This is a genomic window from Ruegeria sp. HKCCD7255 (genome assembly GCF_013031565.1).
In the GTDB taxonomy this organism is placed as follows: Bacteria; Pseudomonadota; Alphaproteobacteria; order Rhodobacterales; family Rhodobacteraceae; genus Ruegeria.
Genome location: NZ_WQAG01000019.1, coordinates 1 through 13,668 on the forward strand (window position 1 = coordinate 1; position 13,668 = coordinate 13,668).

The 13,668-nt window shown below is 56.4% G+C and carries 10 protein-coding genes; 3 read left to right on the top strand and 7 right to left on the bottom strand.

The genetic code is table 11. From position 1 onward, the window contains the following. The first annotated feature begins 471 nt into the window (after positions 1-471). Positions 472-2,106, top strand: a complete 1,635-nt coding sequence (locus GOX45_RS21220; protein ID WP_171103872.1) for a GMC family oxidoreductase — start codon at positions 472-474, stop codon at positions 2,104-2,106. A gap of 22 nt (positions 2,107-2,128) precedes the next feature. Here GOX45_RS21220 and GOX45_RS21225 read toward each other — a convergent pair whose 3' ends face one another. The 3 genes from GOX45_RS21225 to GOX45_RS21235 form a co-directional block, all read right to left on the bottom strand. Continuing rightward, positions 2,129-3,751 carry a hypothetical protein gene (locus GOX45_RS21225; protein ID WP_171103875.1) on the bottom strand — a complete coding sequence of 541 codons (1,623 nt, stop codon included), beginning with the start codon at positions 3,749-3,751 and terminating at the stop codon, positions 2,129-2,131. 86 nt (positions 3,752-3,837) lie between these two features. Further along, the gene (locus GOX45_RS21230) at positions 3,838-5,265 is read right to left on the bottom strand and encodes a sulfotransferase (RefSeq protein WP_371809006.1); all 1,428 of its coding nucleotides are present in this window, start codon (positions 5,263-5,265) and stop codon (positions 3,838-3,840) included. Continuing rightward, positions 5,262-6,407 (bottom strand): glycosyltransferase, encoded by a 1,146-nt coding sequence (locus tag GOX45_RS21235; protein WP_217350612.1) that lies wholly within the window; start codon positions 6,405-6,407, stop codon positions 5,262-5,264. Before GOX45_RS21235 ends, GOX45_RS21230 begins: the two co-directional genes overlap by 4 nt. A gap of 249 nt (positions 6,408-6,656) precedes the next feature. Here GOX45_RS21235 and GOX45_RS21240 point away from each other — a divergent pair, with 249 nt between their 5' ends. Next, complete coding sequence (locus GOX45_RS21240) at positions 6,657-8,120, top strand: NAD-dependent succinate-semialdehyde dehydrogenase (RefSeq protein WP_217350614.1); 1,464 nt, start codon at positions 6,657-6,659, stop codon at positions 8,118-8,120. Between the two features lie 22 nt (positions 8,121-8,142). Here the strand turns inward: GOX45_RS21240 and GOX45_RS21245 are convergent, their stop codons facing one another. Beyond that, on the bottom strand, positions 8,143-8,985 hold the full coding sequence (locus GOX45_RS21245) for an SDR family oxidoreductase (RefSeq protein ID WP_171103880.1): 843 nt from the start codon (positions 8,983-8,985) through the stop codon (positions 8,143-8,145). A gap of 87 nt (positions 8,986-9,072) precedes the next feature. Here GOX45_RS21245 and GOX45_RS21250 point away from each other — a divergent pair, with 87 nt between their 5' ends. Beyond that, positions 9,073-9,705 (top strand): class I SAM-dependent methyltransferase, encoded by a 633-nt coding sequence (locus tag GOX45_RS21250; RefSeq protein WP_171103928.1) that lies wholly within the window; start codon positions 9,073-9,075, stop codon positions 9,703-9,705. On the opposite strand, the gene GOX45_RS21255 is transcribed toward GOX45_RS21250, so the two are convergent. Genes GOX45_RS21255 through GOX45_RS21265 form a run of 3 tightly spaced genes read right to left on the bottom strand, consistent with a single transcriptional unit; the run spans position 9,702 to position 13,660 of the window. Next, complete coding sequence (locus tag GOX45_RS21255) at positions 9,702-10,481, bottom strand: carnitinyl-CoA dehydratase (RefSeq protein WP_171103882.1); 780 nt, start codon at positions 10,479-10,481, stop codon at positions 9,702-9,704. The genes GOX45_RS21250 and GOX45_RS21255 overlap by 4 nt on opposite strands. Then, positions 10,478-12,490, bottom strand: a complete 2,013-nt coding sequence (locus GOX45_RS21260; RefSeq protein WP_171103885.1) for an acetate--CoA ligase family protein — start codon at positions 12,488-12,490, stop codon at positions 10,478-10,480. Before GOX45_RS21260 ends, GOX45_RS21255 begins: the two co-directional genes overlap by 4 nt. A 9-nt stretch (positions 12,491-12,499) precedes the next feature. Beyond that, the gene (locus tag GOX45_RS21265) at positions 12,500-13,660 is read right to left on the bottom strand and encodes an acyl-CoA dehydrogenase family protein (protein ID WP_171103887.1); all 1,161 of its coding nucleotides are present in this window, start codon (positions 13,658-13,660) and stop codon (positions 12,500-12,502) included. Between the last annotated feature and the right edge of the window lie 8 nt (positions 13,661-13,668).

Below are 13,668 nucleotides of genomic sequence, written 5' to 3' on the forward strand. Positions count from 1 at the left end.
CCGTCACACCGTCTCTCCAGTGGGTCCGCACAACCTCAGCTGCGCCGGTGAAGGGGTATTTACGGATTAGGTCTGTCAGCCGCAACCCCCATTTTGAAAAAACTTCAAAATAATTCGGGAGGTTTCTGAAATTTAACAAAAACAATATGTTAAGTTAACTTTTCCGCTGAAATGTCTGATTTACCGATATAGAACACAGCAGCACCAAGCCCAAACCAAAGGCAAGGTCTGGATTCGGTGGGATTGCGGAGCTTCGGTGGGGTGTGTCTTCTTGTTCACGGACAGAGCCCTATCCGATCGCGCTCAGCCCCACATGGTTTCAGCCTGAACAAAAACTCCGATGCAGAGATCTCGGACCACCTGACGCGACGTTCCCGGCCCGCCCGATTGTGTTTTTCACACAACCTATCAGAGTGGTTCCATACAGCTGCGATGCGTGACTGGCGTTACGGGGTCTTCAGGGAGGATGGTATGGAATTTGACTATGTCATTGTAGGAGGAGGCTCTGCCGGGTCAGTTCTGGCGAACCGTCTGAGTGCGAACCCACGCATAAAAGTGTGTCTTCTGGAAGCCGGGGGATCAGGCGATGGCATTCTTGTGCGTATGCCAGCGGGGGTTGTCGCGATGCTGCCGGGACGCCCCAAGATCAACAATTGGGCCTTTGAAACGGTTCCACAACCCGGTTTGAACGGGCGCAAAGGATATCAGCCGCGCGGCAAGGCGCTCGGAGGATCCAGCGCGATCAACGCGATGTTGTATATCCGGGGGCAACGCCAGGATTATGACGGTTGGGCCAGCCAGGGTTGCACAGGTTGGGATTGGGACAGTGTTCTGCCTTACTTCAAAAGAGCCGAAAACAATGAACGCGGATCGGATGACGATCACGGAGGTGATGGTCCACTACAGGTTTCGGATCAAAAGGCAGAGCGCCCGATCTCGCGCGCCTTTGTCGAAGCAGCAACCCAATTGCAGCATCGGGAAACGCATGACTTCAACCGAGGCGACAATGAAGGGGCAGGCCTGTACCAGGTGACCCAGTTTCATGACACCGCCCGCAATGGCGAGCGATGCTCGGCCGCGGCGGCCTATTTGTTTCCGGTCATGAAGCGCGCGAACCTGACTGTGATCACGGGCGCTTTTGCTCGGCGCGTCACTTTCAACGAACGGCGCGCAAACGGCGTGGTGTATCGCAAGAATGGAAAGGGCCCGGACATCTCGGTCACAGCCCGGCGCGAAGTCATACTATGCGGAGGCGCATTCAAGTCGCCGCAGCTTTTGATGCTGTCGGGGATCGGCGACCCGAACACCCTGACCGCGCATGGGATCGATACGGTACATGCGCTACCTGGTGTTGGTCAGAACCTACAGGACCACTTGGATTTCATACTGTCGTATAAAACCAGGGATACCGACAATTTCGGTATCGGGCTCACTGGAACTGTGAACCTGCTGCGCCATATTTGGCGTTGGCGGCAAAGCGGAAAGTCCATGGCCGCGACCCCTTTTGCCGAAGGGGCAGCCTTTCTGAAAACAAGCCCCAATCTGGATCGACCAGATATCCAATTGCATTTTACCATCGCGCTGGTCGATGACCACGCTCGCAAATTGCATATGGGATACGGGTACAGTTGCCATGTCTGCAAATTGCGACCCGAGAGCCGAGGAACAGTGACGCTGGGCAGCGCTGATCCGATGGCGGCGCCAGCGATCGATCCGCGATTTCTGTCCGACGCCCGAGATCTGGATACGCTGATCAAAGGCGCACGCATGACCCGCGAGATCATGGAGGCCCCAGCGCTTGCCGCGTACAAACATCGTGAGATGTTCGGGACCGAGACGGCGCAGACGGATGCCGACTGGGAACAACACATTCGCGCGCGGGCGGATACGATCTATCACCCAGTCGGCACCTGCAAAATGGGTACTGACGAAATGGCGGTTATTGATCCTGCACTACGCGTACGCGGCGTCAGCGGGTTACGCGTTGTCGATGCATCGGTGATGCCCACTCTGGTTTCGGGAAACACAAATGCCCCTACAATCATGATCGCGGAAAAGGCTGCCGATATGATCCTTGAGGATCAAGAAAACTCAACCGCACCTTAGGAGTTTCGACGATCAAAGTGGCCTATTTGGCCGTGCCTTTCTTGGCCTTGGGCTGACTATAAAGGTCCCAAACCTCATCGACCGTCACCATGTTGAATGGTGGTTTGCGCAGCCACGGCTTGTCTTCCCGGAAATGGCCGATCCCGGCTACGATGCCGCTGTTCAAAATCACTGGGTCTGGTGTTCTGCGATGTGTCATCCCGCGACGCGCGGTTACCAATGCCGTTGCCGAATCCCACGAGAAATACAGCTTGAGAACATTCAAAACATCGCGGCCCGGCGTCCGATCAAGGCGTTCGACCACATCTTTGGTTTTGGTGTCTTCAACATGCGCGATATAGTCGTCTTCGGACATCAGGAACATGTCGCGTAGTTCCGGAATAAGCGCACGGATGCGGCTTGAATGAGCAGCCCAGCCCCAACCTTGAAAACGCGTGAAATTCGGGTCGTGCTCGGGTTCGACCCCAAAATGATGGCCATAAACCGAATAGACGTTTGGGTTGTTCTTCACTTCGTCCAGAACGGCATCGAAAGCATCAATCGCGCCTTCTACCGGGAAGCAATCATCCTCAAGAACCAGAACACGGCTATAGCGAAGGCTCATCCAATCCAGCGAGTCCAGCATCAGCTTTTCGATGCCAACATGTGATCGCAGTGCATGAATTTCGGCAACGTCATAAGATTCTGCGATTTTAAGCGTCTCTTTGTTCACGCCGTCAAACTCACCGCGCCCCTGGGTGCCGTCGATCCAGACATGAACATCTGAAAGCCGACCCTGCAGCTTCAGGCTTTCAAGCACGGTTTGCAGATGTTTGGGCCGGTTATAGCCGATGACCATGATACCGGTCTTGTCCTGCTGCTCCAGCACTGCCACCTCTGGTGTCACGGGGGTGGCACCGCCCACATTGAGAAACCGGGGTGCCTGATGAAACACCGATGTTGTCCACCCCTCGGCGCTGACCGGACCTAAACCAGAAAAGTCGATCCGGCGATATCCGGCATCCTCAAGCATTTGCAGGGCCTGGCTGTAATAGGCCTGCTCGGCATCATCAAAGATGATGATCCCATCTTTTTGCAGATTCTGAAGCGCAGCCCAGGTTGACAGATTGCGCGCCATCCCATCGATGATCGCTACATCGAACGTGTCTTTTGGGTACTCCAGAATGTGCAGGCCGTAGGCTTGAAACGGTGTGTTCAATTGTCCCGTCAGGAAGGCGTTGTTACTTCGCTCAGGGTCCTGGAATGCGGGGGCTGCAGACAAATGCTCGGACGCCGTCTCGGAAAGGGCGGCGTTTTCCTCGACCACGTGCAATTCAGCTTTGCGGTCCAGTTGCTTTCTGAGATGTGCAATAAACCGAGGGTCGTGATCAACGCTGACAATACGGTTGACCCGCTTTGACCAGAACACCGTCGACTGCCCGCCACCATATTCGAACAGGCTAACGTCCGACTTGATCTCTTTTTCCAAGAACTCAAGCGCGGGATAGGTGTAACGCGGAATAGGCTCGCCCATGCGCACCGACATCTTCCGCGTTGCGCTTTCGATCCATCCGCTTTTTCGAAGATACCCTTTGCGTAAACCCGCTTCCAATTCGGCCAGGGTTTTACCTTCGAAATAGACAGGAACCGCAGGTGTATCGCTCATTACTTTTTCCTTATGGCGCCCGACAAAACCGCTTTTGCAGTGTCTGCGCACCACGTATTCGGCAGGGTGTAACCCAATTCATTCGGTTACTTGTCAACGACGAAAACGTCAAATTTGCGCAGCGGGATTTCCCTTTTCCTTAAAATTCTCAAGGATGAAAAAACTCGCCTGAACACATTCCCTTTTCGCGACAAGACGATCCCGTGATCATTGGATGTTGACGGTATTCCCGAAAAGTACTTGTCGGCTGGAAGTGTCTTTCCCAGCGCACAGAGCAAGTAGACCTTAAGCTTGAAAACCGCATTTCGTTTTTTCAACTCGCAGGTTTCCGGCAAAAGCCCGTCTTCCACGCTGGTTGCATTATGCAATCTTAGATAAGTGGTGCGCCCAAGTGGCATGGCACCACCAACTATGGTTTTCCAACTCAACGGAAAGCGCGAAAACAGTGATCCATGGAAGACAACAGCACCTTCGCTGTTAAAAATCCGCCTCGTTGTGCCGAAATTGTCCAGATAGTCATGCCTGAGCGCCATCGAGATCGTGTTTCTGGGAATGCCTTCTGGCAACGAGTCAGCAAATCGTCCCTTTGTCCAAGCGGCGTTTATGGTGTCACGCATTCTGGAATAGTTGACATCGACACCAGATTGGCAACGCGGCAAAAGTGTTTTTTCGTACCAGTCCATTTGCGACCGGAACTCGTCAAAGTCGGTCACACCCAAGTTTTTGAACGCAAATCTTGGTTTTTGACCTTCGCGTCCAGCGGCCAGCTCGTCAACGATCGCGCTATTGTTCTCTGCCCCGGGGAAGCAAAAGTCCAAAACCTTGCTCAATGTTGCTTTTGGGTCGAGCAACAAAGCTTCCTGCGACACCGGAAGAATTCGGTCGGGATGGCGATCCAGGCTTTCAATGGCTGCTTCGTTCATGACGCGCCAATACATCAACTGTTTGACCGCATAAGATGCTGCATGAAAAACGGAAGGATCAAGGAGGGCCTGAGACGGAAACCTGCGCGTATCCGAAGGATGGTATTCATCGCCGAAGAAGCTGAACATCGGCAACACAGAGTTCACCACCGAACAGGGTTCGCGAAAAATGAAAACGAATTTTGCATTTGGCCAGCGCTTCAGAAAGTGATCGATCCGTCCATTGGCCTTGATGAATTTCACCAAAAAAGGTGTGTCATCCAGCGTCAAATCCGAGATGAACCGGTCAAGCGCCTCATGCTCGGCGCCTTTCAGGAACAATGGGGTTTGCGTGTGCGCATACATGCCCGGAACAGAGAGTTCGTCTGTGGTCGTAAACGCAGTGTCCAGATCATCTTGTTTGACACCCCACAAAAAGGGCTCGTACCGTATCTGGTGATCCTGCTGCATCGATTGATAAGCTTTGTGAAGGTAGTGGAACAAAGCGGTCGTGCCTGATCGTCCCACGCCGAAAATTACTACGCTGTTCGCCGATGCGTCCACGCCGTCACCTTTCACATTCATGCTTTTAGATGCACTCTGATCTCTCATTGCGACAATTGCTCCGCTTCTTCAATCGCCTTTTTCAAGTCGTTGCGTCGCTCCAATTCTCCTTGAAACCAATTGTAGGTTTTTGAGAAAGGATAAAGCTTTTGCGCGATTGACCGTCGTTCAAGGTAGCGCATCAAATGATTTTCGTCTGAGTATCCATAGGGCTCTACACTTGCAAGCCTTCTGTCCAGCGCGCGATAGGTAGCGCCGTTAAGATACGCCACGGCATTGAATTTCCAATCGGATAGGGGCGACGTGGTATCCAGCGGTTGATGCAACAACCAGTCTCGGCGCGTGTATTGCGCCTGATGAGAAAACGCCATGCCCGTCGACATCAGGGCTTTGTGCGGCATGATCTTGTCTGATTCCATGGTGCAAGTATGCCCATAGACAATATCCGCATATCCAAGACATGACTTCACATAGTCGACCGCTTGATCATCAAAGAACGCATCGCCCGAGTTCATGAACACCACATATTCGCGGCTGCTCATTCGGGCTCCTTTGTTCATGGCGTCAAATATGCCGTTGTCGCGCTCTGACACGTGAATGTTGATGCGATCTTGGTTCTCTTTGATAAGTTCAACAGATCCGTCTGTTGATCCACCATCGACAACCACAAATTCAAAATTCTGGTCGGATTGACTGGCCACCGATTCAATGGTGCGCAACAGTCCGTTTCTGTTGTTGTAATTGATCGTCACCACGGAAAGCGATCTGTCTTGCTCACTTAACTCATCTGACGCAGCCACTTTGTCTCGAATACTCTGAGACAACAAATTACTTAACGCGGCTTCTCGCGCGAAGGAATCCGTGCTGGTGTGGAATAGAAACTGGCAGATATCCAGCGACTCTGAAGGGTCACGACAAACACGCCAGCCATGAACCAGGAAATCGTGAAGCGCATGCGAAGGCTTGGTTTTCCATTTGGAAACATAGGCTTTGAGATCAAAATACGCGTTTGGGTCCGACTTGGACGAGGCACCAGCTTTCATCCATCGATCAAGGATACCGGCCCGCCCGACTGCCCCGGGAATTCCCATTTTTTGCGCAACAAATTCATGGTCGAAATGTGCTGTATCCAGATAGAATGCTCGAAGCTCTTCAGGACCGGGTTCGTTAAAAGGGTTTTGCAACGTCATTAAGTCTGCCTTGTTCAATCCCGTGCAACTTCGATTGCCACGACCTGGTCACCCGGTATGCGGCGTCTACCTATGACGGGTCTGGAAAAAGATTTGAAGCCAGATCCTCAGAAAACCGGCACAGGAACGCGAATTCATAGGCAGTTTGCCGCGAAACCTGCCTTTCGGCACAGGTCAACTAAGAGTATGGTCCCGCTGTCTCGGGCGCATCGCACCGAACCTCCACTGTGTAATCCAAAGGAATCAGCAATGATCACACTAAAAGACCCAAGTTTGTTGCGACAGGCCGCCCTTGTGGGTGCGCGATGGATTGAAGCTGATCCTGAAAAAGATCTCGCCGTTACCAACCCGGCAACCGGCGAACTGATCGGCCACGTCCCCAAACTGGGCGCGGATGAGACCGCCGAGGCCATTGCCGCCGCCGAAGAGGCCCGCCATGGCTGGGCCAAGCGCACCGCAAAAGAGCGGAGCCAGGTATTGCGCCTTTGGTATGAGCTGATGATGGAGAACCAAACCGATCTGGGGGCCATCCTGACCGCGGAACAGGGCAAGCCTCTGGCCGAGGCCACGGGCGAAATCGCCTATGGTGCAAGCTTTATCGAATGGTTTGCCGAAGAGGCCCGCCGAGCATATGGCGACGTCACACCGGGCCACGCGCCAGACAAACGCATATTGACGGTGAAACAGCCCATCGGTGTTGTAGCGGCCATCACGCCCTGGAACTTTCCCAACGCGATGATCACACGCAAAGCCGGCCCCGCGCTGGCGGCTGGCTGCGCTATGGTTCTGAAACCCGCCAGCCAAACGCCGTTTTCGGCCATCGCGCTGGCAGTTCTGGCCGAACGCGCCGGGCTGCCGGACGGTCTGTTCTCGGTCGTGACCGGATCCGCGCGCGCGATCGGGGGTGAGATGACCGGGAATGCCACTGTGCGCAAACTGACCTTTACCGGCTCGACCGAAATCGGCGCGCAGCTTTACGCGCAATGTGCCCCGACCATCAAGAAACTGGGTTTGGAGCTGGGAGGCAACGCACCCTTTATCGTGTTCGACGACGCAGATATCGACGCAGCTGTTGACGGCGCCGTCATCTCGAAGTTTCGCAACAATGGGCAAACCTGCGTCTGCGCCAACCGAATCTATGTGCAAAGCGGTGTCTATGACGCGTTCGCCGAAAAACTGGCCGCCAAGGTGGCGACCCTGCCCACGGGCAACGGGTTTGACGAAGGCATCGTGTTTGGCCCGCTGATCGATCAGGCCGCGGTTGAGAAAGTGACCGAGCATATCTCGGACGCGACCTCAAAAGGCGCTCAGGTCACGCTGGGTGGTCAACCGCATGAACTGGGTGGCACGTTCTTCCAGCCCACAATCCTGACCGGTGTCACATCCGATATGGCCGTCGCGACCGAGGAAACCTTTGGCCCGGTCGCTCCGCTGTTCAAGTTTGAGACCGAAAGCGAGGTTGTAGCCGCCGCAAATGATACCGACTTTGGCTTGGCATCCTACTTTTATTCCCGCGATCTGGCGCGCGTCTGGCGTGTGTCCGAGGGACTGGATTACGGGATGGTCGGCGTCAATACCGGCCTGATCTCAACAGCCGAGGCTCCATTTGGTGGCGTCAAACTGTCGGGTCTGGGCCGCGAAGGTTCGCGCTATGGTTTGGATGATTTCATGGAGATGAAATATATCTGCATGGGCGGCATCGACGCTGAATAAAGCAAACGCTTGGGGCGCTGGCTCAGTCTTGCATCAGCGCCTCAAGACCCAAACGGTAGTTGGGATAGCGCAGTTTTACACCCAGCTCTGATTTGATCCGGTCATTCTTCACGCGTTTGTTTTCATTGTAAAAACTGCGCGCCATGGGTGTCAGATTGGCCTCATCATACGGAACCGAAGGTGGCAGCGGCAAACCTTGCAGCTGCGCCGCATATCCGATCACGTCCTGTGGTGGCACCGGCTCATCATCGCAGACATTATAGATCGCGCCCGGATTGGGCTGGGCCATCGAGGCCGCCAATACCTGCGCTATGTCATCCACATGGATGCGTGAAAACACCTGACCAGGTTTGATGATCCGGCGCAGACCACCCTTGCGCAGCTTCGAGAATGGCCCACGACCAGGGCCATAAATACCGGCCAGGCGAAAGATATGCAGAGGCAAAGCGGGGATTGAGGCCCATTGCTCCTCGGCCCGCAGGCGCCAACGTCCGCGTTCAGCCGTTGGCGTCGCAAGGGTCGTTTCGTCCACCCACCGCCCCTGGTGGTCACCGTATACAGCCGTCGTAGACAGATACCCCACCCATTCGAACTGGCGCGCGCGCGCAGAGATTGCATCCTGCAATTGCGCCAAAACAGGATCGCCCTTTTTCGTCGGCGCGGTCGAGATCAGCAGATGCGTGACGCCATCGAAATTCACGTCATCGCCCGGCCACACCAACGGCTCGGCACCGGCATCGCGGATGGCGTCCATCTGCTCCGGGTCACGTGACGTGCCAATCACGCGCCATCCCTGCGGCACCAGAACACGCGACAATGCCCGGGCGGAATAGCCATGTCCGAATGAAAAGAGTGTCCCCGTCATGGCCCTTTGATGGGCTGCCAAGCGCCGGGATGCAAGAGCCTGATGGCCGCACTTGATTCGAATCCGAAGCTGCGTCTTGATGAAACCATGAACGACAAGACACCGAACCTACACTCGGCCTATGCCCTGAAATCGCCCGAAGATAACAAACGCCTCTATGCGGAATGGGCCGGTGACTATGATGACGGATTTGCGGCCTTCGAGGATTACCAACTGCATATCCACACGGCGCGGGCCTTTGTGGCAGCCCATGGGCAGGGCCCGGTGTTAGATGTTGGCGCAGGAACCGGGCTGTGCGGCGCGGTTTTGTCGGGACTGGGCGTCGGGCCAATTGATGCCGCCGATATCAGCGCCGAGATGCTGGCCGAAGCCATGCGCAAGGATGTATATCGCGACGCAATCGAGGCCGACCTGCATGTCGGCCTGCCCGTGCCACGCGACAGCTATGCCGGAATTGTGTCCTCGGGCACGTTCACGCACGGGCATCTTGGCCCCGATGTTTTGCCCGCTTTGTTGCGCGTCGCGCGACCCGGTGCTTTGTTTACGCTGTCGATCAACGCCAAGCACTATTCCTCGCTTGGTTTTGCTGACGCGCTTGCTGATCTGGCAGTGACTCAAATCACCACTCCGGCGCTGCAGACAGTTCGGATTTACGGAGACCTTGCGACCGGGCCGAACAAAGACGACGAAGCCTTCATCACCCTGTTCGAGAAACGTTAACGCCCCTTCCAGACAGGATCGCGCTTTTCTGCAAAGGCACGCGCGCCTTCCAGATTGTCTTCCGAACCATAGAGGACATCCACGGTTGGCAATTGGCGTTTGGTGATCCGGTTCATCACGTCCTGGAACTTGGAATCCTCGGCCTCACGGACAATCTCCTTTATCGCCGCGTAGACCAGAGGGGGGCCGCTTGCCAATAGGCGCGCCAGGTCCCAAGCGCGGTCCATCAGCTGATCGGCAGGAACGATTTCGTTCACCAGCCCCCAGCGATGCGCTTCCTCCGCATCAAACCAGCGACCGGTCAAAAGCAGCTCCATCGCGATATGGTAGGGGATACGTTTGGGCAGTTTGACACTTGCCGCATCGGCCACCGTACCGGACCGGATTTCGGGCAAGGCGAATGTGGTATGATCTGCTGCCACCAACATGTCTGCACTCAGCGCCAGTTCCAGCCCGCCGCCACAGGCGATTCCGTTCACAGCCGCAATCACCGGTTTGTTCATATCGCGCAGCTCTTGCAGCCCGCCAAACCCACCGACGCCGTAGTCACCATCCACGGCGTCTCCATCCGCGGCGGCTTTCAGATCCCAACCGGGGCAAAAGAACTTTTCACCACCACCCGTAAGTATCGCAACGCGCAGCTCGGGGTCGTCTCGGAACTCGCGAAAAACCTCGCCCATGATCCGACTGGTCGCCAGATCAATGGCATTTGCCTTGGGCCGGTCCAGGGTAACTTCCAGAATGGCCCCATCGCGGCGGGTTTTGATCGGGTTCATGAACGTGCCTTTCGGATCAGCGCATCCACCGCAACCGCCCCGTGGGCCGTGCAGATCAGCGGGTTTATTTCAACTTCGCCGAGTGTGTCGGCATTGGCAATGACATAGCTTTGCACGGCCTCAATCGTGTCGAGAACAGCATTGAGGTCAGCAGCGGCTTTGCCGCGATACCCTTGCAGCAAAGGCGCACAACGCAAGCTCATCAAAGCGCGGTGAATGGCCTCTCGCGATGCAGGGATCAAAAGCTGCGCAGTATCGCGCAGGATTTCGGTCAAAACACCGCCCGCACCCAAGGTCAGAACATAGCCGTGGGCAGGGTCGCGTGTGACACCGATCAGCAGCTCGGCCACAGCGGGTGGGGCCATTTCTTCGATCAGAACCTCAGCCGTTCCAATTGACGCCGCAACCGCTGGCAGCTGTTCTTGCGTGACATTCAGATGCACCGCCCCATGTTCGGATTTATGGGCCAGACCGACGCCTTTCACTGCCAACGGCGCGTTCAGCTTGTCCGCCGCGCCCAGCGCGTCCAGACGGGTGACAACATTACGCGGCACGGGCACGCCATGCTGTGACAGCTGCGCCTTTGCTTGCGCTTCGGTCAAAACCTGATCAGCGTTACGGTCCGACGGCAACAGAACCGGGTCAGCCGAAGCCGGAGGCGCGATGGATGCGGCCTCTGCCGCCGCGAGCGCCTCATTCAGCCCTGCAAACGGCACGACACCGCCTGCCATCAGGCGGTGGGCAACATCTTCGGGCATCAACTCGGGCAGTGTTGCGGCAACGGCAAAGGGGCGACCGACGCGTTCGGCGCAGTTCAAAGCGGCCTGCGTCGCACAATCCCAATCCTCGGCATTGGTGTGTGGATAGTCCACAATCGACAATGTTAGAGCCGTTTCAGGCCCCATCATCGCTGACCAGGCCCGGCTCATCGCTTCTGCATCGCGCCAGATATAGGTGTGGTAATCCAGCGGATTGGCGACGGCCACCATCGGCCCCAACGCCGTGCGCAGTTCTGTTTTTTGCGCAGCGGTCAGCGGCGGGAAATACACATGTCGCTGCTCGGCCATATCCGAGCCAAGGCTGGCCTCGCCACCCGAGCAGCTTATCATGCTCAGCCCGTTTCCATCCAACCCGCCGGTCACATGCAACAGCTTGAGCGTTTCCAGAAAACTCGGCACATCCTCCAGTCGCGCGATCCCCAGCCGATCCAGAAATGCCTGCGCGCCCGCGTCACTGCCAGCCAGTGAGGCTGTGTGCGAGATTGTGGCCGCCTGAGCGTGGCTCGACCGCCCCATCTTGAGCGCAACAACACGTACCCCGTGTGCCTGTGCCTTGGTGGCCAGCGCTTCCCATTTCCTAATATCGCCAAAGCCTTCGATATGGACCCCAATCGCCGTGATCCGGGGATCATCCAGCAGCGACGCGGCGATATCCGCTTGATGGGTTTGCGCCTGGTTGCCGCAAGTCAGCATGAAGGCCAGCGGCAGCGCCCGGCGCTGCATGGTCATGTTCATCGCGATGTTCGAACTTTGGGTGAGGATCGCGACGCCACGATCTACCGGCTGCATTCCATGCTGGTCCGGCCAGACGGCAATATGATCGAGCGCATTGACGAACCCATAGCAATTCGGCCCTAATATTGGCATTTCTGCCGCTGCGGCCACCAATTCCGCCTGCAAATCCGCCGAGGTTTCATCCTCGGCCTGTGCTTCGGTAAAGCCCGAGGCGAAACACACCGCCCCCCCCGCGCCCGCTTGGCTGAGCGCGGCAACAGCCTGAACGGTCGAATGACGGTTGATACCCACAAAAGCCACGTCCGGCGCATGAGGCAGATCCTCGATGGAAGCGAAAGCAGGTAAGCCCGCAATTGCATCCGCCTTGGGATGCACGGGCCAGATCTGACCGGTGAACCCAAACTTTTGCGCCTGCTCGATCACGGCACGACACCATGCGCCGCCACCGATCACGGCAAGGGTCTTGGGGGTAAAGAGGCGGCTTAGCGCTGGCATGAAGGCTCCTTAGGCGCCCAGCGCGCGCAATAGATCACGGCTTATGATATGGCGCTGAATCTCGCTGGTACCGTCCCAGATACGCTCGACCCGCGCGTCTCGCCAGAACCGTTCCAGCGGATAGTCGTCCATCAACCCCATTCCGCCATGCACCTGAATCGCCGCATCCGTCACGCGGGCCAGCATCTCTGAGGCGTAAAGCTTGGCCGAGGCGATCTCACGGTTGGCGGGCAGCCCTTTGTCCAACCGGTCCGCCGCAGCCAGCGTCAACAGGTCGGCGGCATCGATCTCGGTGATCATATCGGCGATCTGGAACGAAACGCCTTGGAATTTGCCGATTTTCTGCCCGAACTGCTCGCGCGTGGCGGCATAATCCAACGCATAGTCAAAGGCCCGCCGCGCGCGCCCGACCGACATCGCGGCCACGGTGATGCGCGTGGCATAGAGCCAGGTGTTCATCACCTCGAACCCGCCGTCGACTTCGCCCAGAACCTGCGTATCCGGCAAGCGGCAATCGTCGAAATCCAGCACCATGTTCTTGTAACCGCGATGGCTGACCGACTTGTACCCGTCGCGGATGGTAAATCCGGGCGTACCGCGATCGACCAGAAAAGCCGTTATGCGCTTTTTAGGCCCTTTTGGCGTCTGATCTTCGCCGGTTGCGATAAAGACAATGATGAAATCTGCGTGTTCAGCGCCCGAGATAAAATGTTTGGTCCCGTTCACGACCCAATCGCCACCATCCCGCACAGCCGCGCATTTCATTCCGCGCACATCCGAGCCCGCGCCCGGTTCGGTCATGGCCAGCGCGTCCATCTTTTCACCGCGCACCGCTGGCATCAAATAACGTTCGATCTGTTCCCCTTCGCAGGCCATCAGAATGTTCTGCGGTCTTCCGAAAAAGTGGTTCAAGCCCATGGAACCGCGCCCCAATTCACGCTCAACCAAGGCTATTTCCAGATGGTTCAGCCCAGCGCATCCGACACTTTCGGGGAAGTTGCAGGCATAGAAGCCCAGCTCAAGCGTCTTGCGCTTGATCTCATCCGCGATCTCTTTCGGCACCTCACCGCTACGTTCAACGAGGTCTTCATGAGGATAAATCTCGTTCTCGACGAAGCTGCGCACAGTCGAAGCGATCATTTCCTGCTCTTCTGACAGGCCGTATTGCATCATGGGCT

Excerpts from the sequence above, each read along its gene's own strand:
- GOX45_RS21265 (WP_171103887.1), bottom strand. The coding sequence starts at position 13,660 with ATGCAATACGGCCTGTCAGAAGAGCAGGAAATGATCGCTTCGACTGTG.
- GOX45_RS21235 (WP_217350612.1), bottom strand. The coding sequence starts at position 6,407 with ATGACGTTGCAAAACCCTTTTAACGAACCCGGTCCTGAAGAGCTTCGA.
- GOX45_RS21240 (WP_217350614.1), top strand. The coding sequence starts at position 6,657 with ATGATCACACTAAAAGACCCAAGTTTGTTGCGACAGGCCGCCCTTGTG.
- GOX45_RS21230 (WP_371809006.1), bottom strand. The coding sequence starts at position 5,265 with ATGAGAGATCAGAGTGCATCTAAAAGCATGAATGTGAAAGGTGACGGC.
- GOX45_RS21245 (WP_171103880.1), bottom strand. The coding sequence starts at position 8,985 with ATGACGGGGACACTCTTTTCATTCGGACATGGCTATTCCGCCCGGGCA.
- GOX45_RS21260 (WP_171103885.1), bottom strand. The coding sequence starts at position 12,490 with ATGCCAGCGCTAAGCCGCCTCTTTACCCCCAAGACCCTTGCCGTGATC.
- GOX45_RS21255 (WP_171103882.1), bottom strand. The coding sequence starts at position 10,481 with ATGAACCCGATCAAAACCCGCCGCGATGGGGCCATTCTGGAAGTTACC.
- GOX45_RS21250 (WP_171103928.1), top strand. The coding sequence starts at position 9,073 with ATGAACGACAAGACACCGAACCTACACTCGGCCTATGCCCTGAAATCG.
- GOX45_RS21225 (WP_171103875.1), bottom strand. The coding sequence starts at position 3,751 with ATGAGCGATACACCTGCGGTTCCTGTCTATTTCGAAGGTAAAACCCTG.
- GOX45_RS21220 (WP_171103872.1), top strand. The coding sequence starts at position 472 with ATGGAATTTGACTATGTCATTGTAGGAGGAGGCTCTGCCGGGTCAGTT.